Origin of the sequence: Dokdonia sinensis (assembly GCF_003688895.1) — a bacterium.
Taxonomy (GTDB): Bacteria; Bacteroidota; Bacteroidia; order Flavobacteriales; family Flavobacteriaceae; genus Dokdonia; species Dokdonia sinensis.
Window position 1 is genome coordinate 1 of sequence record NZ_REFV01000003.1, and the last position, 24,031, is coordinate 24,031.

A 24,031-nucleotide genomic window follows, 5' to 3' on the forward strand; every position below is an offset into this window, starting at 1 on the left:
TTAGGTAATATATCTCCTAAAGAATACATGCCCAGATTTGATGAAGAATTTAAATTCTTCATCAAATCTGACCTAAATAATAATTATTTGTCGAATTTTAAGGTGTCCTAATTAGGGGAAGCCTACAATTAGGGGAAGCCTACAATAATATCGGAATTGACAAATGGAATCTGTTCCTATCCCGCTGACGATATTTGGTATGACAATAAAACAATAGTCGAAGATGCTCATAAAGAACTTCTTGAATATGAAAACTCTCTAAAACCAACTGAATGGAGAATGCACAAATTTGAAGGTTGGAATGAATAAAAAATAACGAAATGCTAAAAACGGTATAAAACAAATAAAAAACCACAATCAAACCTCAAAATCTTTATAAAACCTAATTTAGTTCTGTAGTTCTAAAGAGCATTCGATCTATTTTAAATTTTACAAAAGACTATTCTATACGGGTAGTCTTTCTGCTTTCTTAAAACGTTAGTCATATGTTTCAGAAAAATATAGGTTTCATTCGTACAATCTACAATCCTCCTACCCTATGCTATTTCTTTAGCATACTTTTACACATTGCAGTATAAGAGCATATCTATCACAATTTAAGAAGGACACCCCAACAAATGCAACATCTCAAAACCCACTACCATCCCGATATAAAAACACTAGAAAGCAAAACCATTTTTACAAGGCTTGCTACTAGAAGTATCGCAATGCACGGCAGTGATATTTTATTGATGTATACAGCCCGTTACGAAGATTACAGTCTTCCTGGAGGTGGATTAGACGTAGGAGAAAATCAAATAGATGGAATGATGCGAGAACTCAAAGAGGAAACCGGAGCTAAGGATATTAAGAACATCAAACCCTTTGGCATTTATGAAGAATACAGGCCTTGGTATAAACCTGATTATGATATCCAGCATATGATTTCCTATTGCTATACTTGTGATGTAAATGCAATTCTGGGGAAAGCAAACTTGGAACATTACGAAATAACTAACGGGATGAAAGCCGTATGGGTTAATATACACGAAGCTATATTGCACAATAATAAAACAATGGCTACGAGTGAGAAAAAAGGAATGTCCATAGAACGAGAAACATTTCTATTATCCCGTATAGCCCAACATTTACAAAATAGTTCTAGAAATACGATATCTTAAACGGCCTTATGCAAATAGAAATTTTAGACTGGATACAGTTATGGTTCAAAAATAATTGTGATGGGGAATGGGAGTACGGATCTGGAATCCAAATTACCACACTAGATAACCCAGGTTGGGACGTTGAGATAGATGTGTCTAATACCTCGCTTGCAACTTTTGACATTCCTTGGATTCTTAATGAGCACGGAAAGCAAGATTGGTATGGCGTAAAAATTGAAGACCAAAAATTCAACGCTTCTGGAGATGCCGGAAAACTGAAATTTCTTTTGGAACTATTTAAAGAAACTGTCGAAAAAATAGAACGCATAAAAGAATCCTAGACAAGACGTTTTGCTTTTATCTTTTCATTGTTTGAGCAACTTTTAATGGGGCTCGTTACGCTTTCGCGAAAGCGTAATACTAAACCTCCCACGATGATGGCTTATTAGTCTCATCATTTTGACAATGAATTATATAAGGGCGGAACGATTTTTTTACATTTAAAACTTTGTGAAGCTCTCGTTTGCACATCAAGATAGTTTTGATCAAATGGGTATTGTTTAATATTTGGACTTTTATAAACACCAAGATAGACTTATAATTACCTGCCATTTTAAAGAATAAAAGGCAAGCTGAAAATCGTTATTTCTTACCTCTGCTATTTTTTTCTTAAAATTTTATTAAAGTTTTGTAACATAATGCCGATTACTTACGTATAACTAGTGTAAGAACCCAAATCTTTTCACAGCATTTTCCTATGAGACAGCTTAAAATTACAAAGCAGGTTACTAATCGTGAGACCGCTTCCTTAGACAAATACCTACAAGAAATTGGAAAAGTAGACCTCATTACTGCAGATGAAGAAGTAGAGCTAGCACAACGTATCAAAGCAGGAGATCCCAGAGCATTAGAGCAACTTACAAAAGCAAATTTGCGTTTTGTGGTATCTGTTGCAAAGCAATATCAAAATCAGGGATTAACACTTCCAGATTTAATTAATGAAGGAAATTTAGGATTAATAAAAGCGGGACAACGTTTTGACGAAACTCGTGGTTTTAAATTTATTTCTTACGCTGTCTGGTGGATTAGACAATCTATTTTACAAGCTCTAGCAGAGCAATCACGCATTGTGCGTTTACCTCTCAATAAGATTGGGTCAATAAACAAAATAAATAAGACATACGCTTTTCTTGAGCAAGCACACCAACGCCCTCCTAGCGCAGAAGAAATTGCAAAAGAACTGGATATGAGCATTAAAGATGTTAAAGAATCTTTAAAAAACTCTGGACGCCACGTGAGTATGGATGCGCCGCTTGTGCAGGGAGAAGATTCTAATCTTTATGATGTCTTAAACTTAGGAGAATCACCTAATCCTGACGGTTCTCTTTTACACGAATCTCTAAAAACTGAGGTCGAAAGAGCACTAGAGACACTTACACCTCGCGAAGCAGATGTAATTCGTTTGTATTTTGGTCTGGGAGACGAGCCAGCCTTAACGTTAGAAGAAATAGGAGAAACCTTTGACCTGACTCGCGAGCGCGTACGGCAGATTAAAGAAAAAGCCATTCGTAGGCTCAAACATACCTCTAGAAGTAAAATCCTAAAAACTTATTTGGGATAGTCTTCGTATATTTACAATACGTAAGAAAGTAATTAACGCCACAGGCGACCTAATAACAGCAACAACAGTTTATCATAACTGTTCGTTTTTTGATTGATGAATGAATCCCCGGCTGATTACCGGGGATTTTTTTGTTATTGGTTAGGTTAAAGGTTGTTTTATTGTGGTTGTTCTCAAAAAATTGAAACTTTTTCCTTTTCAATTTTTTGAGAACTTTCCGTTAAACAATCAAAAATCAACTACTGCCTACCGGGGATTTTTTTGTGCATTTTAATCAAATTTAAATGGGGCTAATTTCAGTTGTTCTAGAGGGACTGTATTCCTTTAGTCTTTGAGGATTCTCCCTTAAGATGGTAAGATCTACTGATTACGAATGTAGAGTTGCATATCTCAAATTGCGGCAATTCAAATACTGACCTCTTTAAATTCCTGGTAAATCCCATATATAAATGACTGAAATTTTAAAATTTAGTCATATCCCCTACCTTTACAAAAACAAACATAAAAATGTCTAAACCCATCATTGCTCCATCCATACTAGCTGCAGACTTTGCAAACTTACAACGTGATATTGAAATGATAAATCACAGCGAGGCAGACTGGTTTCATATAGACATTATGGATGGCGTGTTTGTGCCCAATATCTCTTTTGGGATGCCTGTGCTACGCGATATTGTGAAGCACGCTACAAAGTTTATGGATGTTCACTTAATGATAGTAGATCCAGATCGCTACATTGAGACTTTTGCATCTCTCGGAGCAAATATGCTTACCGTGCACTACGAAGCCTGCACACACCTCCATAGAACGCTACAAGCCATAAAAGCTGCTGGTATGCAAGCCGGAGTTGCTCTTAACCCGCACACAAATGTGAGCTTACTAGAGGACGTTATAAATGACATCGACTTGGTTTGTGTGATGAGTGTTAATCCAGGTTTTGGCGGGCAAAGTTTTATAGAAAACACGTGCGCAAAGGTGGAGCAACTCAAAGCCCTTATAACGCGTAAAGGAGCAAAAACATTAATTGAAATCGATGGTGGCGTTACAGATAAAAACGCAGCAAAACTTGTAAATGCTGGTGCAGATGTCCTAGTGGCGGGGAGCTATGTGTTTAAATCAGAAAATCCTGAGCAAGCTATATTGCGTTTGAAGTAATACTTCAATAATATAAAACAGAAAAGCATCGATTTTTATCGATGCTTTTCTGTTTTATAAAGGGAGAAGTTAGTCCCTAGACAAGAATATTCTTAAAATATACCAGAACAGTAACATTAAAGATGCAAAAAGTCCCAGAGCGGCCGCAACATATTGCTCTTCGTGATATTTATGCACCATATTAGAAGTTGTGTACAAGATAGAACCCGCCGCAAGCGCAACCATCCCTACACTAAACCATAGCCCAAGATCAAAACCGAATAAAGTTCCTGCAACAATGAGCCCCAAGGCAATTACAAAACCTATGGTAAGTCCTGCTCTTAAAAATGAAAAGTCCTTTTTAGTAAAAAGTACAACGGCAGAGAGTCCTATGAACAAAGCAACAGTCATAACCGCAGCCTTCTGTAATATCTGTACACCGTCCACGACCGTAAAGGCCATAAACAATAAGGGTACAAAAATAAAGGCTTCGGCGATTACGTAAATGAGTAGTGCACCATAATGTACCTGCTTGTCATCAGACTTAAGCGCCATATTTTCAGCATAGTTCGTCACAAACATAAATGCTCCTAAAAGGAGTAACCAGCTCCATCCACCTATGAGCGACAATGCGAAGCTCACAATGGCTTCCGACTGGAAAAAGAAATACTCCGCAACTATAAAAAGTAATACTGCGAGTGCTACGTGGGAATAGGTTTTCTTGAAAAAAGCTACACGTTTTTCATCAGACAAGGTTGCAACTGTGGCTATTTGAGGTTGTTCTATTTGTTCCATCTTGATTAATTAGTAAGGCGTAAATGTAGCAAGAAGTTTCTTGCAAAAAACAATAAATAATTTGATTCAGATTTTATTTCAGTATCCCGCAAGGTCATAATTGAGCATTCTCCTCATCCGTTCATAGAGAATTGGAAAATGAGTTTTAAAATCGTTGGGCGATTCAAAAAAGTATTCTGCAAGAACGGCCATAAACTCATATTGATTTGTGAAGGCATACGCTCTAAAGTATTTAACCTCATCTAGTTTATCTTTAAGATCTTGGTCTGTTAGTCGGACTAAAATCTTCTGAAACTGTCTTTCAAAACGGATAGCATCTACATCCTCACTGCGCACCGCATCCAGTTGCAACGCGTGCATAAATTCGTGTATTCCCAAATTGAGATTATCATCTGTAATGCGGTACCCTTTTTCAAAATCTTCCCAAGACAAAACTAGCGTACGCTGGCTTGGATTAAATTCACCTTTATGGTACTCATCGTTTATGGCACTATAGAACGCTGCAGGATACAACAATATATTTTCGACTAGGGCGTACAAATAGTGTTTCCTTCCGAAGGTGAGCATACAGCCTACGGCAGCAATGAGGAGTTTCATTTCTTCTGTTACAATAAGTCCGTCTCTTCCTATAAATTTTTTAGAGCCTACAAATGTTACAACACGATGCTCATAGCGCCGTCTTTCTTGAGAAGATAGCTTGTTGTAGAATTCAAAATTAGATTGTAGGTATTTTCTTTGCTTTCGCGAAAGCGAACGAAATACCCATAAATCGCGATATAGTAACCTGTGCGTCTTATTTGCGTACCAAGTCTCATATAGTCGAAACAATACATAAAACACCCAAAGGACCACTAAAGCAAGCCCATAGGGTGCCAGCCAAGCATATTCTTGGGTATGTCCTTGTGATGTCATAATTGCTCAACGTGCGAATTTGGGGTTCTATTACTCGATGGAGATTATTCTGGCTTCAATCACCAGCATTATCTCTTACTAGCAGATTCTCCTTTAAAACTCTGACTACTATTCTTAAACAAGATATTAAAAGTGGTGAGACTTCCATAAATCCTAGTAATATATTGTTGTAAATCTATCTTATCCTGATCGTCAAGTGTCTTACTCGCATTTATCTTTTGTTCCATAACACGTATCCTATCTCGTACCATTACGATCTTATGAAAAAACGTATCAATGGGAACCTCTTTGCTACTAAGGTTACTATCGCCAGGGCTGAGCGTCATTGTGCCTCCCTTCCACTTATCTGCAATGGGCACAATTTCAGAAATGTCGCTATATCGTTTAAGGAGACTACGCAAGGTTTTTTCTACCTCATAAAAGCTTACCGTGTCCACCTCATCCTCTACAGCCTCTATAATTTCAATGTCATCATCTAGGGGTATGGTCTCGATACCCTTATCCATAAATGTTACCCAGTACATAGTTGGGTTTACATTAGTCACCACTCCAGAACCGTGTTCTGGGTGTATTATTCTTGATCCTATTCCTAATATTGACTTCATTATTCTAATTTACTTTTTGGTAGTTTCTGAGCAAGTCCGTAGCCTTTCTTTTTACTCACTCTATAATCTCTTTTTGACTTCTCCGTCTCACCCAATCTCTCATAGGCCTGCCCTCTATTATATTCTGGACGACCATCATCCCAAGCATTTGCATCTATAACTTTAGTAAGATGTTGTACGGCTTCCTCATATTGATTCATTTTTATCTCAATAATCCCTAGGTTGAGCAGCGTAGGATTATTGGATGGTGTTACAGCAAGAATTTTTAAGAACTCCTCTTTTGCCGCTGCATAATCTTTCTCCTTAATAAATGCAAAACCATTTTTATACCACGCTCTAATATCCCCTTCGTTCTTACGGCTGGTAAATTTCTCTCTAAAAGTAATGAGGCTGCTATCGTTAGGGTTAGCCTTTATGGCCTCATCTACTACGGCGGTAGCACGATCTGGATCTTTATAAAACTCAAATATTCGTGTTGCTTTTGCCTTCCATTGGCGTACATCATTAGGAAAACGTTCTAGTCTTGCATCATAGGTCTTAAAGTAATTTACGGTATCTCCCTTCTCCCGATATGCGTTTAAGAGAATAACATAATTATTCTTAATTGCCGGATACTTTTCAAATCCTTGTTTAGAGTAATAGATGGCACTATCTAAGTCTTTCTCACGTTGTCCATAAATAATAGCCTTGAGCATCTTGGACTCATAGTGATGAGGAGCAAGTTTGATGGATTTATCTAAGTGATTTAGGGCCAATTTATCATTACCCTCACTCATAGCATACATGGCCACCACATGTTCGTTTGGTCTTCCTACGCCAGCGATTTCAAAAAAACCGTCCAGCCTATTCTTTGCCTGATCATACGTATAGGTATAGTCTGCAGTCATTAAGTTTTTCCCCATGGTATCTGCTAGAACGTAGTTTTGATGTACGTAAGATTGATATTTTGCAAATGATATTACTGCTGCTAGGGCTCCCACAATTCCCAAACCTAAAACTACTGGGACAAGAGGCAAACTTCTCTGCGCGCGCTCCTCTTTATCTACTCCAACTGCATCTGCCGCTCCTTTAAAGGCAACTATGACTGCTGCAATAATTGCAAACAGACCCTGGATGGGCGTACGTTCCATGGGAAAGTTGATGGTTGCATCTAACCCATAGGCCATAAGGGCAAAAATGAGTACGAGATACATCCAGCGATTTTCGGAGTCTTGATGCTTAAAAAATAGTAAGAGTATACTTCCTGCTAAAATCACAAACATAAGGAGGTAAGGAAGGAAACCTAATATTCCCGTCTCTGCAAGCACTTGTAAAAAATCACTATGCACACGTAAGGGATAAAGGAATCTGTCTACGTCTGATCTACCAAAATATAAATCCTTGCTCGTAAGTTTCCAGTTTCCCAGTCCTACACCCATAACTGGATTTGCCTTAAAATCATTTATAGCCATCTCAAAGTAAGTAAAACGTCCTGAGTCTACTCCACCCGTACTAGACTGAGCTGGTTCTCTTATAATAGCAACGCCATTCTCGTCACCAGAAGCAGTTGTAAGAATATTTTTATAACTATTTGCTTGGGTTTTATCCAGTCGGTTGGTATTTGTAACCAGAAGGAAACCTGCAATGAGTATTCCCATAATAGGTAGAAGAGGATACTTAAGCTTTCGCGAAAGCGTACCCGTACGTATCCCATCTATAAAGAGATAAAGAATTAATAAGGAAAATGTAATGGTCGTACTGAGCATCGCCGAACGTGCACCAACATAAAACAGGGCCGTAAAACCTACAAACAATGTTGCGATGGACATATACCTCCAACGTTCAGTATGTTTTAAAACACCCCAAATTATAAACGGTAAAGTAATCGCAAGGAATGCCGCCGTCACGTTACGGTTACCGAAAAGCATTTCAGTTTCCTTGAGTAAAGGCACAGTACGTTGTACATCCCAGTTGTCGATAAAGTGATACACAATTTGTATCCCTATAAGAAAAACTACAACATGAACAACTTTTACAAGAAACTGAAAAAGGCGCTGGGGAGCCAGTTGGAATGTGAGATAGAGATTGAACACCCCAATCAAAGTAATACCTACCCGGGCGATATCCTTAACCCCTTCAGAAAAATTTATCGTATTAAAAATAGATGCCAAAGCAACGATAAAAAAAAGAGCGTACGCGCCAAAAAACCAAAAAGCAACTCTAGAAAAATTTTGAACCGTCAAAAGTTTACGATTACTAAAAATTAAGACGAGCCCTAATAAATTTACCAACCCAAAATAGAACCATTGCGAGCCTATAGGATCTACAGATTCAAATCTTGGAATAAAACAAATCACACAGTATAGTGCGACTAATACCTTGAATCCCAACAAGTTTATGGTAGTGTCTGTATTTTTCAATTGTTAATTTTTTTTGACTTAGGCCTTCATTAGCCATTACGAAGTTAAGAAAACCTTAAAACTCGGAGTGTTAAGATTTAATTGGGAACATGTTAACGTCTTCAAGGAAACCGCAAGAGCCTTTGTTACGTAAGTTGAGCAGAAGAACTAAAATCTTAAAAAACGAATTATGAAAAAATCAAGCTTATTATTAGCGGTTGGAGGAATGTTAGCCATAGGGGCAGCATTAATCGCAGCCGATCACTTAGATGCTCCCGCAGTAGGAGGAACAACTGCAGACATTACTGATGTTTTTGCTTTTGAAGGCGCAAACCCAGACAATACCGTATTTGTAGCAAATGTCCAAGGATTACTGGCTCCAGGGTCGGATGCAACTTTTGATGAAAATGTACTTATTGAAATAAACATTGATAATACTGGTGACTTAGTTGAGGATCTTGTAATCCAAGCAATCCCAAGAAACGGTCAGATGTATTTCTTCGGACCAGTAGCACCAGGGACAACAGGATTATCAGGAGAAATTGTATCTAATGCAATTACTCAAGGACAAGTTGAAATTACTACTGGCAATAGTGCTCCTATCGTAGCTTCTACTAACGGGGTTTCTTATTTTGCTGGACCGAGAGAAGATCCGTTTTATTTTGACTTCAACACGTTTAACGGTGTAGTTGGTAACTCAGATGACATGACTGGACCTAACGGTGGTTTTAAAACGGCTGCGAATGCAGAAAATCCGTTTGCAGGAACTAATGTCTTATCTATAGTTGTAGAAGTACCTAATTCACTACTAGGCGGAACTTTTGATCACCCTGCAGGAACAGGAGTACAAGTATTTAATACTTGGACAACTGCAAATAGAAAACAATAAATAATATCAAATTTTAAAATCTTACAATTATGAAAATGACATATATAAAATATTTTTTCTCTGCAGTACTTGCTGTTTCTTTACTAGCAAGTTGTGGTGATGACGATGATAACGGAACCATAATCAACCCTACAGACGATGATGGAGGAATGACTACTGATGATGATGGTGGTGTAGCCGTAGATTTTTCAGGAACATTTGTTCAAGAAGATCAAATGGGTCGTGCAGCTATAAATACAGTACTTAGTGGTACAGATATGAATAAAAATAACTTTAATGTTACTATTCCATCTGAGATGACTGCAATTTACCAACCTATCTTTTTACAAAGAGCAGTTGATTTACACGCTGCTTTTGAAGTAGAATATGAAGAAAATATTCTAGGCTTAGACGCCACTACTCTCACAACAATTCTCGCAACAGATGTATTGCAAGTAGCACCTGATGGACCAACAACGTATTTCAGTGGAGATGCCGTCCTTACAGGGCGTAACCTGACCGACGATGTTGTAGATGTATCATTAATTCTTCTTTTTGGAGGGGCAAACGGAGATCGTTTTAATGGTCAAGATTTAGATAATGATGGTACTCCTGACTTACCCATTTTAGTAACTGATAACGTAAGCGGTGCAGGAGTAACACCTGGAGCCTCATTTCCTTACTTAGAAGCACCTGTGCAATAACTCTTGCCAGGACTTAAAAGATCAAAGCGCCTTCCTTTTTTTTATAAGGTGGGCGTTTTCTTATTTATAATTTATTAAAACAAGACAAAATGAAATTATATATAACTTTTCTAACCGCTCTAGTTCTATTTTCTTGTTCTGAAAATAAGATAACAGATACACAAGATTATGATAAGTATCTGGCAACAAATAAAAATGAGGATATAGAAAAAACCCAAAAAGAACTAGAATTCTGGAACTCCCGAATAAAAGATGATAGTTTGCAATTAATTTCTCTAGCTAAGAGTGGAGGGATTTACAATACCTTGTTTGACAAGACAAAGGACATTAACCAACTCAAGAATGCAGAAAAGGTACTTAAGAAAAGTGCAACCATAGCCGCCATAAAAAAGGAATCATACCTACTCTCCCTAGCACAAAACTATATCTCGCAACATCGTTTTCAAGACGCAAACAAGGTTATTGCAGAAGCAAGAGCCATAAGCCCAAATAAAAAGGAAGTCTCTTACCTAAGTTTTGATATTGCGATGGAATTAGGAAAATATGATCACGCACAAGCGTATTTAAAAAGCATAGAGAACGTAAGCGACTTTGGTTACCTCATCCGCTTGGCCAAATGGATGGACTACAAAGGCGAGCTAGACAAAACCATTCATAATATGGAAGAAGCAAAGCGCATTGCAGATGCTAGTAATAATCCCTCTCTTAAAACTTGGACGTATACAAACTTGGCAGATTATTACGGACACGACGGTCGCATTAAGGATTCTTACATACACTATGTAAAATCACTAGAGTTAGATCCCAACAATGCTTACGCAAAAAAAGGAATTGCTTGGATTACTTACTCCTATGAAAATAATCCGGAAGAAGCATTACGTATCCTTAATAGCATTCCTAAAGAAAACTATAGCCCTGATTACTACTTACTCAAGGCAGAAATTGCAGATTCTCAAGATAATCAAGAATTGAAGAACAAAAATCTTGAAATGTACTGGCAATCTGTAAATAAGGCTGAATATGGCGGTATGTACGACGCTTACAATGCTATTTATCTAGCTGAGGAAAAGGGGGATTTTAAAGAAGCTATAGTTCTAGCTCAGGACGATGTGAATGAAAGACCTACACCAGAAACTTACAGTACCCTAGCTTACATCTACAATCTCAATGGAGAACCTGAAAAAGCACTTAAGATTATAAAAGATCACGTAGAGAATAAAACCTATGAACCAGTCGCTCATCTGTATATGGCTCAGGTGTATAAACGTAATGGACTCCAAGACAAAGTGATGCCCATTAAAAAAGAGCTTTTGGAAGCCAGTTATGAACTTGGCCCAGTCACAATGCGAAGTGTAAAAGCGCTTTAATTGCTACTAGCGTAATACATTGTTAAAATTATGCTGTTTACAAAACCCTATAACACTGAACTTCGTAAGTATTACTGAAGCAAATAACGATCAACTTATACACGGCATTAGGGGTAATGTTTATGATTGGTTTACTGAGTTAAATTAAAGTGTGGATTTTGATTTTTTGTTTTGTTATGCGATCTATTTCAGTTGGTTACTTGAATAGATCGCTTTTTTTTGACTAAAAGTCAATGGACTCAGATTTTTTTTGAACTAATGAGTTATAGACTACTGCAATCCAAGTACCTTTTCCTATTCCCTAGCAAACTCCCAAAATATAAGTATTACCTTAAACAAGAACATACACAAACTAATTAGATGAGGCTGTAGGAACATAAACTGGAGAAACAAATACATAAAAAAGGATGTAGGCGTTGTGGCTACATCCTTTTCATTTTATGCTATATGATTCTTAGATTATGAAGATACTACCCCAAGTGTATAGAGTTGATCCATTGTAGGACCTGCGCTTCCACCTGCCGGCTCTAAAGTTATCCCAAAAGCTTCAGAAGCATTAGGATTATCTAGTTCAATAATCTGAAGCCCTTCTGCATTATATGTGTCTAGAACTCCCATACTTGTTGGGGTGAGTGGTTCTAGAGTAAGTGACCAGACTTGGTACACCTTTCCAGCAGGTGGTTCTGGTAGACCGCTTACATCTATATAGGCTTTATTAGAAGCTTTGTCCCAGAAAACAGATGCATAAGCTTGCGGAGCGACAGCTTGACCAGCAAGTGGTACTTTTATCACATCCTTATGCCGTATTGCATTTAGAACTTCTTTAGTCGCAGCTAGATTTTCTTCGGCGACTTGGGTTTTACCTTCTTGTAGTATTTGTTCTCTTTCTAGATCAGATATTTGAGTTTCTAGCTTAGAGACTTCTCTGGACTGAAACAATAATCCGACCAGCAACAATGCTGCGGCTGCGTAGCCTATATAAGCAATGATAGGGGTACGCTTTCGCGAAAGCGGAATTACCTTTTCATCATCACCAGTAAACTCTAGTTTTGATTTAATCTTAGTCAGCATTTTCTCCGGACTATACGGCGCAGCAGCCATCGATAACTGTTGTAATGCTTTTTCTATTTCTTCTACTTCTTGTGCAACTTCGGGGTATTGTTGCAAAGCTTTATAAACTTCGACGTTTTCTTGGTGAGTTAAAACACCGTATACGTAAAGCTCAAGAATTCCAGAATCTATGTATTCTTTCATATCCTAGTTATTAAACGGTGAGTGATTCTCGTAATTTGTTTATACAAATTCGGTTTCTGGTCTTGATGGTTCCTAATGGAATTTCAAGCTTTTCCGAAGCCTCTTTCTGCGTAAATCCTTTAAAAAATAAAAGATCTATTACTTTCTTACAGATTGGTTCCAATAGGTCAATGTATTTCTTAATTCCAATGGCATCTATCTGGGCAGAAAAATTGCTTTTATCCTCGAGAATATCTACGAAGTAATCTGCGGTTTGGTTCTTTTTTTGATTCTTAAAACTCTTAGACCTTGTTTTGTCTATCGCTGCATTGCGAGCGATATTAAGAACCCATGTAAAGAAACGGCCTTTTTTGGGGGAATAAGTAGGCGCCTTATCCCATACTTTACAAAATACATCTTGCAAGACTTCTTCTGAGAGTACCTCGTCGTGTAGCACACTATTTATTATCCCAAAGGTTGCTTCGGAGTACATCTCATAGATACGCTCAAAGGCCTTTTCATTTTTAGATTGCAGTTGTGCGATCAATTCGTCAGGTTGCATAGGGAATTTTTAAATTATGTTATAAATGTAAGCGTTTTCAAGAAACTACTCACACTTTATGCGGGATTACACGTTGGTACCTTAAAAAGGTTAATTTCTCTATGAATACTGTTACAATGAGTTTCGATACTGTTCATCGGGATCATTTAAGGTTTCTATTTTTGGCATATTGACTACCAACCGTAACCAATGCAAAAGATGATTTTTGCACTAAGTAGTTTATTATGTTGAAAGAAAAAGGTTTGAGAATTATTATTCTCCCAAAATCAAATAAAACACATGTTCCAGAGAGTCTGTACGAACTAGAGTTACATCCAGAAGGGGACGATGCAATTCTAAAAATTGAATTATCAAAAAATGGTCACGACAGCTATACGGGAACTTCATCTGAGACTGCAAAGCATAAAATATTTTCCATCCCAACTAGAAAGCTTTTAGAAACACTTAATGGAGATGCTCATTATCAAAAAATGAGAACCGCTTTTAGCAATCGTGAGATGAAGCTCTTTGAGGAGGCTGTAAAAATTATAGATGAGGAAATCGCGTCCCTACCTACCATAGAGGTATTATCTAGACGTGTAGGATTTAATCAGAACAAACTACAGCACGCTTTCCAGCTTGCGCACAACATCTCCGTAAATGAATATGTAAAGCGTAAGCGCCTCGAACTGGCGGTGCACTATCTTGAAAATTCCAGCCACAATATGTCTGAAATAACTGAGCTTATAGGGCTAACTAGCAGGAGTTATTTTGCAAAAACGTTTCAAGAATACTATAATATTAAGCCATCTGCTTACCGGAAGCTTAAAAAACAGGATGCATTGCTCACCCAATCCATCAAATAGTCTCGTAAAGCTTCATAGTGACTTTATAATATGAATATGTCTTCCACGATTTTTGCTTCTTAGGGACTTACAAATGTGTTGTGGGTTACGCTTTCGCGAAAGCGTACTTATACTTCTTAAAAGATGTCATAAGAAAGTGTATTTGACTTTGCTTGATTAAATCTGTATACCGAATCCATACCTGAATGAGAGGTTTAAAGGCAGAATGAAAAATCTAGTCTTCTATTTGACTATATTTAACTGTAAAACCAATTCAAATGACTAAAAGTATATTTTTCTTGTTAAGTCTAGTGTTATTAACTTCCTGTGGGAGTCAGAATGCCATAGACTCATTCTATAATGCTCATAAAAATGACGATCAGGTTCAAGCAATCCGAGTACCACGATTTATGCTCACGCTATTGAGTAGTATTTCCCCAGAGGTACAATCACTCATAGGTAATACTAAAGACCTGCGATATATGCAGTTTCCCAGCACCACTATGGAGAGAACAAAAGCTTTAAACAATGAAATGGCGACAATGACCGGAAATTCGTTCATCGAAGTGTATCGCAATAACGACAATGCTAAGCGCAATGTAGTATCTATAAGAGAAAAAGGAAATACTGTAAAAGAAATTTTAATTTATAATAACGACGCCTCTAAAGGCTCATTCCTTTACTTTAAAGGCAACTTTGATCCTGTAAGAGTGAGAGAAATGGTAAAAAACAAGGATTTTGAAAAACTGGATGATGTCATAATAAATCAGTTCAATATTCAGTAATTCTTAGAAACTCTATCTTGTCTAGTCCTAAATAACCGATACAGATTATTAAAGGATTAAAATTAATATTTAAGAGACTGCCTTTTAAGACAGCCTCTTTTGTTGTGACCTCGAAGGGATTCGAACCCCCAACCGTCAGAGCCGAAATCTGATATTCTATCCAGTTGAACTACGAGGCCATTGTTCCGATCCTAAGCAGCGGAATCTTTTAAATATTATGCGAGTTTAGCTTTAACGACCTTAGCAACCGTACCGCCGTCTGCCTTTCCAGCGACTTTTCCGTTTACCATTCCCATTACTTTCCCCATATCCTTCATTCCCTGAGCGCCTGTTTGAGAAATTACTTCATTCACCACGGCTTCAATTTCGGCCTCGCTCATTTGAGCGGGGAGAAATTGAGCAATTACTTCGACCTGAGCGAGCTCAGGTTCGGCAAGATCCTCCCTTCCTTGCTCGGTAAATATGGCCGCACTATCTTTTCTTTGTTTAACAAGCTTCTGGAGTAATTTAAGCTCTTGCTCTTCTGTCAATTCTTCTTTTGCACCACTCTCTGTTTGCGCCATTAAAATGGCCGATTTTATGGCACGTAAAGAGGTAAGTGCGTTTTGGTCTTTTGACTTCATCGCAGCTTTCATTTGCGTCATTACTTCAGTTGATAAACTCATAACTATTGTTATTTACGCTTTCGCGAAAGCGTACCAAATACACTTTCTCCAAACGAGCACGAAGATAAAAAAAGAAACCCAAAAGTTAGGGGGATAACGATCGGGTTTCAATAAATAAAACTTAAGTGTAGCTGTTCTAATCTACATTGTCGTGCAAGAAAGAATTATTACTTCTTAACTGAATTTCGTCATTATCATCTGTAGAGAGTGTGGTTCTAGACAAGCTTCCATCCTTCCTTGGTGCATCTTCCAGGTTTATACCCATCCGTTTATAGGCAGGCTGCTTTTCTATCTCCTCAATACGCGCTTGATTGTGATGAAACTTATAATTAAATTCCTTCATCTTGCGTTTGCGCTCTGCCGCTCTATCTACGAGCAGTTTAGAAATAGGGCTATTCATTGGGTCTATCTCTTCCTTATCTACTTCTTCATCAGTCACGGGAGCAACAGTTTTAGTCTCGAAGACAAGGGTTTCTTCTTTTATAGCTTCATCTTTTCTAGGTTTAGCGGCCTGCATGGAGTTTTCAAGTTCCATATAATCCTCAAGACTATAACGCTTCTCTCCATCCTCCTCGTTTACAGTAACTGGGATAATTTCGATAGGCTCATTTACCTCGATAGCGGCGGTTTCTTCGTCTAATGAATACCGTACAGGCGCTTCCTCTTTATACTCTTCTACAGCAGTATCAGTAGGAGGCAGCATATCGAACTCGAGCATTCCTTGATTTTTAGGTTGCTCTTTAGGCTTTTCCTCCTCTTGTCTGACTGTGGTATCTATAATTTCAAAATCGGCTTCATTATTTACCAACACTTCATCGTAAACGACATTTATATTTCGTAAAATATCAGTTGTAGGAATGATGTCCATTTTTAATTGTTCTGGCACTTGAGGAATATGAGCTTTTTCGGCTTTCGCAAAAGCGGACTTTACCTCATCATTATTTTTTATCTCCTCGGGACGTGGTTCTATATGCTGCTTAGGGTTTGTAGCTTTTTCAAAAACGTTTACAGCCTCATCGAGATCTAAGGTGTGCACTATCTTTTCTGGTGCCACAGGTTGTTGTGGTGTGATAGGTGCTGCAGGAGGGATTTCCTCTTTTGCCTCTGGCATTAGATTGTGCTCTGCACGTTGCTCTTCCTCCAGCGTGTGAATTATTTTTTTAGTCTCTACGTTTACAATCTCGTTTTGTTGTTCTGCGTTAAATCCCGTTGCAATGATTGTTACAGAAACAGCATCTCCTAAAGATTCATCTTCGCCCACACCCATAATGATATTTGCGCTATGTCCTGCTTCACCTTGAATATGGTCATTTATTTCTCCTATCTCATCTATCGTTATTTCATCACCTCCAGAAACGATAAGTAACAATACATTTTTTGCACCGTGTATTTTGTTGTCGTTAAGCAGCGGAGAATCCAGCGCCTTTGAAATTGCCATATGTGCACGATCTGTACCACTTGCAGTAGCACTTCCCATTATGGCAGTTCCTGAATTACTCAAAACAGTTTTTGCATCTCTAAGGTCAATATTTTGTGTGTAGTGGTGTGTTATCACCTCTGCAATACCTCTTGAGGCCGTAGCAAGAACCTCATCTGCCTTACTAAAACCGGCTTTAAAGCCTAGGTTTCCGTAGACCTCACGCAGTTTATTGTTATTGATAACTATGAGGGAGTCTACCTGAGCACGTAATTTATCAACTCCTTTTTGAGCTTGCTCATTACGCATTTTCCCCTCAAACTGAAACGGAATGGTAACGATCCCTACGACAAGGACGTCCATCTCACGAGCCATTTTTGCAATTACGGGAGCTGCTCCCGTTCCCGTACCACCGCCCATTCCTGCAGTGATAAAGATCATTTTCGTATTGGTATCCAGCATCTTCTTAATATCCATCTCACTCTCGATGGCTGCCTTCTCCCCTACTTCTGGATTTGCTCCTGCGCCAAGACCCTCTGTAAGTCCAACCCCAAGCTGGATCTTATTAGGTACCGTGCTATTTTCCAGCGCCTGTGCATCTGTGTTGCAGATAACAAAATCTACTCCCTTAATGCCCTGCTGGAACATATGATTAATTGCGTTGCTACCGCCTCCACCTACGCCTATCACTTTTATGACATTGCTCTGGTGTTTTGGTAGATCAAATGTGATGTTATCAAATTGTGTCGTACTCATATTGATTTGTTTTTGCCCCTTAACTAGATTTCCGCGAAGGCGGAAACCTCATTCATTGATTAACTGCTTAATTTTATTCTTGTAACAATAGAAATCATTCCTATCATTGCTATATCGCTTTCGCGAAAGCGGAACCCAAATTCCACTTTTCCTAACCTCTATTCTGCATTATCCAGAAAGTCCTTAAACTTGTCTGCCCATTTATCAAAAATGCTCCTTTTAGGCGCTTGAGGTTTTTTTGTTGTCACTTCCTTTTCTTCTGCTATATCCTCTTTAATACTTTCTGTAAACTCATCTTCTTCTTCGGCAATTTCTTGTGCTTCTTCGCTATTATAAAAACCGTGCTCTAGGCTGTTCATCACAAGTCCCACAGCCGTAGCATATAATGGGCTTGTAGTCTCTGCATCGCTATCTCCAGCCAGATGCTCATTAGGATAACCTATACGGGTATCCATACCCGTGATGTACTCTACGAGTTGTTTCAAATGTTTTAATTGGCTTCCTCCGCCCGTTAAAACAATTCCCGCGATAAGCTTCTTTTTTTGCTCTTCGTGACCGTAATTCTTAATCTCTAGATAGACCTGCTCAATAATCTCTACAACTCGCGCGTGGATGATTTTTGAAAGGTTTTTAAGCGTAATTTCCTTAGGCTCACGACCGCGAAGTCCAGGAATAGAGACAATCTCATTGTCCTTGTTTTCTCCTGGCCACGCAGAGCCAAATTTTATTTTAAGCAATTCCGCCTGTTTCTCGATAATAGAGCAACCTTCCTTGATGTCTTCGGTAATGATGTTTCCGCCAAAGGGGATAACAGCCGTATGCCTAATAATTCCATCTTTAAAAATGGCAAGGTCTGTCGTTCCTCCTCCTATGTCTATTAACGCTACCCCAGCTTCTTTTTCTTCTTGACTCAGCACTGCATTTGCAGATGCTAGAGGTTCCAGTGTGATTCTATCTAGTTGCAATCCAGCACTTTTTACGCATCTTCCTATGTTTCGGATAGAGGCTACTTGACCTACAACTACGTGAAAGTTTGCCTCTACACGACCACCATACATCCCGATAGGTTCTTTTATCTCACTCTGCCCATCCACTTTGTATTCCTGCGGAAGCACGTGTATGATTTCCTCCCCAGGTAGCATAACCAGTTTATGCACCTGATTACACAATGTCTCAATATCCTTGTTGTCTATGACCACTTCTGAGTCATCTCGAGTAATATAATCGCTATGTTGTAGGGAACGGATGTGTTGTCCCGCAATACCCACGACAACATCATTAATTTTAATTCCGGAAACATCTTCTGCCTCCTGTACCGCTTGTTGTACGGACTGTATGGTCTGGGTGATGTTATTTACCACACCGCGATGCACCCCAAGACTTTTGGACTTCCCGATACCGAGAATCTCCACCTTGTTGTACTCGTTGTACCGCCCTATCATCGCCACAATCTTTGTGGTCCCTATGTCCAGTCCTACTGCGATATTACCTTGTTCCATACTTTTATTATTTTGAGTTTTTCCGCTACTTCGACTGCGCTCAGTACAAGTTTCGCGAAAGCGTACTCAGTCCCCAATTCTTATTTCTTTGTACACACCACTTGATTGCGATATTTAAGAGTGATCGTGCTGTATTTATCTAAACTTTTATCCTTTTGCGCTTTTTGGTAAAAAGCTTTGTAATTGCTAAACTTACTTTCCAGCTCCTCCACCTTCCCCAGAATAATCTCATAGCCTAACTTTCTCGCCTCGAGAACATACTCGCCATTTATCTTTCTTTCTATCCCGATGATATGCTTTGTTAGGAAGTCATCATTTCGCATAAAATCTGCTAGTTTATGCACCTCTGCAATATTCTTTTTTGACGCTCCCGTCACCAGTGGCACGTGTGCCGAAAAATTACTGGACAACGGCATCTCCTCCCCGCTCTCATCTATATAAAAAGAAGTAGCACCATTGAGGCGTGCAATAGGCTTGCGTTGCTCGATGGTTACTCCTAGTTTTCCGCCCATTGTTACATAAACATCTGCGTTTTTGACAATTGGGTGCGCTCTCACGCGCTTTTCCATATCACTCAAAGCTAAATTTTCTTTAGCCGTGCCCGTAACCTTACCGTTACTTACTATCAACAATTTATTAACGGTTTCTCGCGTAACAAACGGGGTACTCTCATCGGTAAAAGTCACGGCAATATCCTCAACGGTGCGCGCCTCGTTACGCTTTACCGAAAAGCCGAACAAAAACACCGCCAACCCCAGTAAAACCAACAGTTTTATGTAACACCAATTAACTCGCACGCTTTAATGCTTTTGTTATTTTTATTATTTCTACACCTATATCTCCCGCGCCCATCATCACAATTATCTTCTGAGATGCATCCTTCACGCAATCTGCAAGTTGTGATTTTTGAATTTTACGCTTTCGCGAAAGCGTCATTTGACTCATTAATGCGTCGCTATCTATCCCGTCAATAGGTTCTTCTCTTGCCGGGTAAATATCCAGCAAAATAACGGCATCAAACCGTGAAAGCTCCCGCGCAAATTCTCCCATAAAATCCCGCGTCCGGCTAAATAAATGTGGCTGGAAAATGGCCAGAACTTCTTCCTCTGGATACATCTCCCGCACACTCTGATGTACCGCCGAAATCTCCGTAGGATGATGTGCATAATCGTCTATGAGCACAAGATCGTCAGTCTTTATTCTATATGTAAATCGGCGATTTACGCCAGAGTAACTTAATAAAGCTTTGGGGAGCAACGTGGTTGGGGAGCCATATTTCATTGCCATTCCCAAAGCTGTTATTGCATTAAAAATATTATGCCTCCCAGGAAGATTAAATACTAAATCTTTAATCGTTCCCTCGGGATGCTTGAGGTCAAAAACATACTGACCTTCGATTATTTTAATATTTTGAGCACTATAATCTGCATCGTCTTCTATACCCACCGTATTTCCCTCCAGCGGAAGGCCATTTTTTACAAATCGCATAGACGGCACCACCAATGATCCAAAATCGGTAAACGTTTGTACCAGATCTGCCTCGTTCTCATAAATATCCAGATGGTCTGCATCCATTGATGTGATGCACAGGATATTAGGTTTCAGTTGTAAAAACGAGCGGTCGAACTCATCTGCTTCCACCACAATGACCTCATTTCCTTTTTGGATGAGATTTCCGTCGTAATTGTTTGTTATCCCGCCCACAAATGCCGTAACTGGAGCTCCAGTATCAGCAAGGAGATGACCGAGAATACTTGATGTCGTTGTCTTCCCGTGAGTCCCTGCAACCGCTAGTGAGTACGTTTGATTTGTAATCATTCCCAACACTTCGGCGCGTTTTTTTATGTGGTATCCGCTTTCGCGAAAGTGGACCAACTCACCCATCGTTTTAGGAACAGCAGGCGTGTAAACAATCAATGTATTTTCAATATCACTAAAACGACCATCTACCGCCGAACCCTTGTCCTCAAAATGAACCGAAACACCAGCCTCCTGGAGCTTTTCGGTAACATCACTAGGTGTTTTATCATACCCCGCAACCACTTTACCCTCATTGTGAAAGTAAAATGCCAGCGCACTCATCCCTATCCCACCGATACCGATAAAGTAAATGTTCTGTATGTCGCTTAAAGGTTTCAAGGTTTAGTGTTTAGTGTTTAGTGTTTAGTGTTTAGTGTTTAGTGTTTAGTGTTTAGTGAAAATATAATTCTCAATTACAAATCTTTAAAATTCAATTATTCTGCATCTATCTTCCAACCTCATTCTCCCTTCTTCCAACTCCCAACTTCCTTCTTCCTACTTCCCGCTCCCAACTCCCAGCAACTTCTCCACCTCATCCACAATGTCATTAGTGGCGTTAGGTAAAGCGAGTAACTTCATATTTGCTCCTAATTCTTCTCTTCTCGTCTCGTTAGTCATCAGTATTTCGAGAGCACTTTCGAACTTTTTATTCAGTTCACTTTCTTTTATCAAAATGGCTCCGTCTTCTTTTTCGATGGCCTTTGCATTTTTTGTTTGATGGTCTTCTGCGACGTTTGGGCTTGGGATAAAAATGGTCGCTTTCCCGACGATGCACAGTTCGCTTACGGAGCTTGCGCCTGCTCTGGAAATGATGACATCTGCAGAAGCATACGCTAAATCCATTTGATCTATGTAAGCCATCACACGAACATCATCGCTTTCTAAATCTTTATAGCGCTCGTAATACAACTTTCCCGTTTGCCAAAGCACTTGAACGCCCAGCTTCTTAAATAGTGGCAACTGCTCACTTATCAAAATATTAATCGCTTTTGCACCTAAACTTCCGCCAATGACGAGAACAACTTTTGAGTTGGGTGACAATTCATATTTCGCGAAAGCGTCATTACGTTTCCCCTCAATTTCCAATACATCAGAACGTACGGGGTTTCCCGTTTTTATAATCTTACTTTCTGGAAAATACCTTCCCATATCGTCATACGCCACGCATATCTTCTGAACGGATTTTGCTAGGAGTTTATTAGTAATCCCCGCATAGCTATTCTGCTCCTGAATAAGTGCTGGTATTTTCTTGCCAACTGCTTTTTTCAGTAACGGTCCGCTTGCGAAACCTCCCGTACCAATTACGACGTCTGGCTTAAATTGTTTCAAAATTTTTCCCGACTTCCTCAGACTACTCAGTAATCGGAACGGAAATTTTAAATTTTCTACACTCAAGGAACGTTGAATTCCTGTGATATTGAGCCCCTCAATGGCAAAACCTGCTTGAGGTACTTTTTCCATTTCCATACGGTTTTGCGCACCCACAAAGAGAAATTCCGTGTCAGGATGACGGCGCTGAATTTCCTTTGCAATCGCAATCGCGGGATAGATGTGACCACCTGTTCCTCCTCCAGATAATATGACTTTATAGGGCTTCACTAAGTATGTCTAATGGGTTTTGTTCTGTTTCTTCTTTGGCTTTGGTCACTTGTCGCTTTGCGCTCACGCTTAAGACAATTCCTATCGCAAGACAAGTCATCCAGATCGAGGTTCCTCCACTACTTACAAGTGGTAATGTCTGTCCTGTAACTGGAAATAACTCTACTGCAACAGCCATATTTATCAATGCCTGAAAAACGATGGGCAATCCTACACCGATGACGATAAGTTTTGCAAAAACTGTTTCTGCCTTATGCGCTACTACAGTTATTCGGAAAAGTAGGAGCATATAACACAGCATTAAAAATCCTGCGCCTACCAGTCCAAACTCTTCGACGATGATGGCATATATAAAATCTGATGATGATTGGGGTAAAAAATTCTTTTGCACGCTCTTGCCAGGCCCTTGACCGAATATTCCTCCGGAGGCTATGGCAATTTTAGCTTTTTCTATTTGATAGTCGGCATCCGCATTTGTCTCATCGTTTGCAAAGTTTTCCACTCGGCTTATCCAGGTATCTACTCTATTTGGGAACATTCCTGGGAATGCCTTAGCCAGTAGCACAAAGAACATTAAGGCGACAATTCCAGTCGCGATGATAATTCCTAAGTACTTTAAAGGGTATCCGCCTAAAAAAACTAATGCAATAACCATTGTAAATATGATGGCCGTTGTGGAGAAGTTTGCAGGTAAAATGAGCGCAAGCACCAGCGCCACGGGCGCCCAAAGTGGCAATAGCGTTTCCTTAAAAGTAACTTCTGTATCCTTGATTTTAGCCAGATATCTTGCCACATAAACCATCAAAACAACCCCTGCAAAAGTGGAAGTCTGGAACCCTATTCCCACAAAAGGAATTTTGATCCATCTACTCGCATTTGCTCCGCCCACCGTCGTTCCCTGAGCGAGTGTCACCACAAGTAACAGAATCACAAGAGGGACGAAAATGACCGAGAGTCCTTTAAAATAGTGATATGGTATCTTATGAACGCCATACAACATCGCGAAGCCTAAAACGAGGTGCATCCCGTGCTTTATGAGAAAACGGATAGTGTTACCATCGCCTCGTATGTAAGCGAGATTACTAGCCGCACTGTACACCGGTAAAAATGAGAACAACGCAAGCAAGGCTACAATAGCCCAGATGGCTTTATCTCCTTGTAATCCTGACAATATGTTTTTAAAACTATTACTCATTGCACTTTCCGCTTTGGCGGGTTGTTTACTTCTTTTAAATTGTTATTCAAACAGCTATGTTTTCTGTATTTATTGAGTTCCGCTTTCGCGAAAGCATAAAAACCACTCTGATTAAGCCAACACCCAATCTTAAGTTGGGGGACAAATTGGGCGCTGGCTCCTCAAATCAG

The 24,031-nt window shown here is 39.2% G+C and carries 22 protein-coding genes and 1 tRNA gene; 9 read left to right on the top strand and 14 right to left on the bottom strand.

The window, feature by feature from the left end:
* Positions 1-617 precede the first annotated feature (617 nt).
* From EAX61_RS03820 to rpe, 4 genes are all read left to right on the top strand, one after another.
* A complete protein-coding gene (locus EAX61_RS03820; RefSeq protein WP_121916352.1) occupies positions 618-1,160 on the top strand; it encodes an NUDIX hydrolase in 543 nt (180 codons plus the stop codon).
* Positions 1,161-1,168: 8 nt separating this feature from the next.
* Positions 1,169-1,483 carry an immunity 53 family protein gene (locus EAX61_RS03825; RefSeq protein ID WP_236641977.1) on the top strand — a complete coding sequence of 105 codons (315 nt, stop codon included), beginning with the start codon at positions 1,169-1,171 and terminating at the stop codon, positions 1,481-1,483.
* A gap of 416 nt (positions 1,484-1,899) precedes the next feature.
* Entirely contained in the window at positions 1,900-2,763 is an 864-nt protein-coding gene (locus tag EAX61_RS03830; protein ID WP_121916353.1) for a sigma-70 family RNA polymerase sigma factor, read from the top strand.
* A 507-nt stretch (positions 2,764-3,270) separates the two neighbouring features.
* Entirely contained in the window at positions 3,271-3,918 is a 648-nt protein-coding gene (gene rpe, locus EAX61_RS03835) for a ribulose-phosphate 3-epimerase (RefSeq protein WP_121916354.1), read from the top strand.
* 69 nt (positions 3,919-3,987) lie between these two features.
* Here the strand turns inward: rpe and EAX61_RS03840 are convergent, their stop codons facing one another.
* The 4 genes from EAX61_RS03840 to EAX61_RS03855 all read right to left on the bottom strand — a co-directional run bounded on the left by EAX61_RS03840 (position 3,988) and on the right by EAX61_RS03855 (position 8,608).
* Positions 3,988-4,692, bottom strand: a complete 705-nt coding sequence (locus EAX61_RS03840; RefSeq protein ID WP_121916355.1) for a Bax inhibitor-1/YccA family protein — start codon at positions 4,690-4,692, stop codon at positions 3,988-3,990.
* A 78-nt stretch (positions 4,693-4,770) separates the two neighbouring features.
* Positions 4,771-5,604: a zinc-dependent peptidase gene (locus EAX61_RS03845; protein ID WP_121916356.1), complete on the bottom strand. Its 834-nt coding sequence runs from the start codon at positions 5,602-5,604 to the stop codon at positions 4,771-4,773.
* 68 nt (positions 5,605-5,672) lie between these two features.
* On the bottom strand, positions 5,673-6,209 hold the full coding sequence (locus EAX61_RS03850; RefSeq protein ID WP_121916357.1) for a hypothetical protein: 537 nt from the start codon (positions 6,207-6,209) through the stop codon (positions 5,673-5,675).
* A complete protein-coding gene (locus EAX61_RS03855) occupies positions 6,209-8,608 on the bottom strand; it encodes an O-antigen ligase family protein (protein ID WP_121916358.1) in 2,400 nt (799 codons plus the stop codon). The genes EAX61_RS03850 and EAX61_RS03855 overlap by 1 nt, the downstream gene beginning before the upstream one ends.
* Positions 8,609-8,777: 169 nt before the next feature.
* Between EAX61_RS03855 and EAX61_RS03860 the strand changes: the two genes are divergently transcribed.
* The 3 genes from EAX61_RS03860 (at position 8,778) to EAX61_RS03870 (ending at position 11,526) form a co-directional block, all read left to right on the top strand.
* Entirely contained in the window at positions 8,778-9,476 is a 699-nt protein-coding gene (locus EAX61_RS03860) for a DUF4331 family protein (protein ID WP_121916359.1), read from the top strand.
* A 29-nt stretch (positions 9,477-9,505) separates the two neighbouring features.
* Complete coding sequence (locus EAX61_RS03865) at positions 9,506-10,159, top strand: DUF4331 family protein (RefSeq protein WP_121916360.1); 654 nt, start codon at positions 9,506-9,508, stop codon at positions 10,157-10,159.
* Positions 10,160-10,248: 89 nt separating this feature from the next.
* Positions 10,249-11,526, top strand: a complete 1,278-nt coding sequence (locus EAX61_RS03870) for a tetratricopeptide repeat protein (protein ID WP_121916361.1) — start codon at positions 10,249-10,251, stop codon at positions 11,524-11,526.
* A 459-nt stretch (positions 11,527-11,985) separates the two neighbouring features.
* Here EAX61_RS03870 and EAX61_RS03875 read toward each other — a convergent pair whose 3' ends face one another.
* Positions 11,986-12,780, bottom strand: coding sequence for an anti-sigma factor (locus tag EAX61_RS03875; RefSeq protein WP_121916362.1), 795 nt, complete (start codon positions 12,778-12,780; stop codon positions 11,986-11,988).
* Between the two features lie 10 nt (positions 12,781-12,790).
* Positions 12,791-13,321 carry an RNA polymerase sigma factor gene (locus EAX61_RS03880; RefSeq protein ID WP_121916363.1) on the bottom strand — a complete coding sequence of 177 codons (531 nt, stop codon included), beginning with the start codon at positions 13,319-13,321 and terminating at the stop codon, positions 12,791-12,793.
* A 224-nt stretch (positions 13,322-13,545) separates the two neighbouring features.
* Here EAX61_RS03880 and EAX61_RS03885 point away from each other — a divergent pair, with 224 nt between their 5' ends.
* A complete protein-coding gene (locus EAX61_RS03885; RefSeq protein ID WP_121916364.1) occupies positions 13,546-14,166 on the top strand; it encodes a helix-turn-helix domain-containing protein in 621 nt (206 codons plus the stop codon).
* Positions 14,167-14,423: 257 nt separating this feature from the next.
* Positions 14,424-14,930, top strand: a complete 507-nt coding sequence (locus EAX61_RS03890; RefSeq protein WP_121916365.1) for a DUF4252 domain-containing protein — start codon at positions 14,424-14,426, stop codon at positions 14,928-14,930.
* A gap of 105 nt (positions 14,931-15,035) precedes the next feature.
* Here EAX61_RS03890 and EAX61_RS03895 read toward each other — a convergent pair.
* The 8 genes from EAX61_RS03895 to EAX61_RS03930 form a co-directional block, all read right to left on the bottom strand.
* Positions 15,036-15,109: transfer RNA gene (locus EAX61_RS03895), tRNA-Arg, on the bottom strand.
* Between the two features lie 36 nt (positions 15,110-15,145).
* Positions 15,146-15,595, bottom strand: coding sequence for a GatB/YqeY domain-containing protein (locus EAX61_RS03900; RefSeq protein ID WP_121916366.1), 450 nt, complete (start codon positions 15,593-15,595; stop codon positions 15,146-15,148).
* Between the two features lie 136 nt (positions 15,596-15,731).
* Positions 15,732-17,768: a cell division protein FtsZ gene (ftsZ, locus tag EAX61_RS03905; protein ID WP_121916367.1), complete on the bottom strand. Its 2,037-nt coding sequence runs from the start codon at positions 17,766-17,768 to the stop codon at positions 15,732-15,734.
* A 158-nt stretch (positions 17,769-17,926) separates the two neighbouring features.
* Complete coding sequence (gene ftsA / locus EAX61_RS03910) at positions 17,927-19,267, bottom strand: cell division protein FtsA (protein ID WP_121916368.1); 1,341 nt, start codon at positions 19,265-19,267, stop codon at positions 17,927-17,929.
* Positions 19,268-19,347: 80 nt separating this feature from the next.
* Positions 19,348-20,034 (bottom strand): cell division protein FtsQ/DivIB, encoded by a 687-nt coding sequence (locus tag EAX61_RS03915; protein ID WP_236641978.1) that lies wholly within the window; start codon positions 20,032-20,034, stop codon positions 19,348-19,350.
* Positions 20,035-20,053: 19 nt separating this feature from the next.
* Positions 20,054-21,406: a UDP-N-acetylmuramate--L-alanine ligase gene (gene murC, locus EAX61_RS03920; protein ID WP_121916370.1), complete on the bottom strand. Its 1,353-nt coding sequence runs from the start codon at positions 21,404-21,406 to the stop codon at positions 20,054-20,056.
* Positions 21,407-21,562: 156 nt separating this feature from the next.
* On the bottom strand, positions 21,563-22,666 hold the full coding sequence (murG, locus tag EAX61_RS03925; RefSeq protein ID WP_121916371.1) for an undecaprenyldiphospho-muramoylpentapeptide beta-N-acetylglucosaminyltransferase: 1,104 nt from the start codon (positions 22,664-22,666) through the stop codon (positions 21,563-21,565).
* Complete coding sequence (locus tag EAX61_RS03930) at positions 22,653-23,861, bottom strand: FtsW/RodA/SpoVE family cell cycle protein (protein WP_121916372.1); 1,209 nt, start codon at positions 23,859-23,861, stop codon at positions 22,653-22,655. Before EAX61_RS03930 ends, murG begins: the two co-directional genes overlap by 14 nt.
* Positions 23,862-24,031 lie beyond the last annotated feature (170 nt).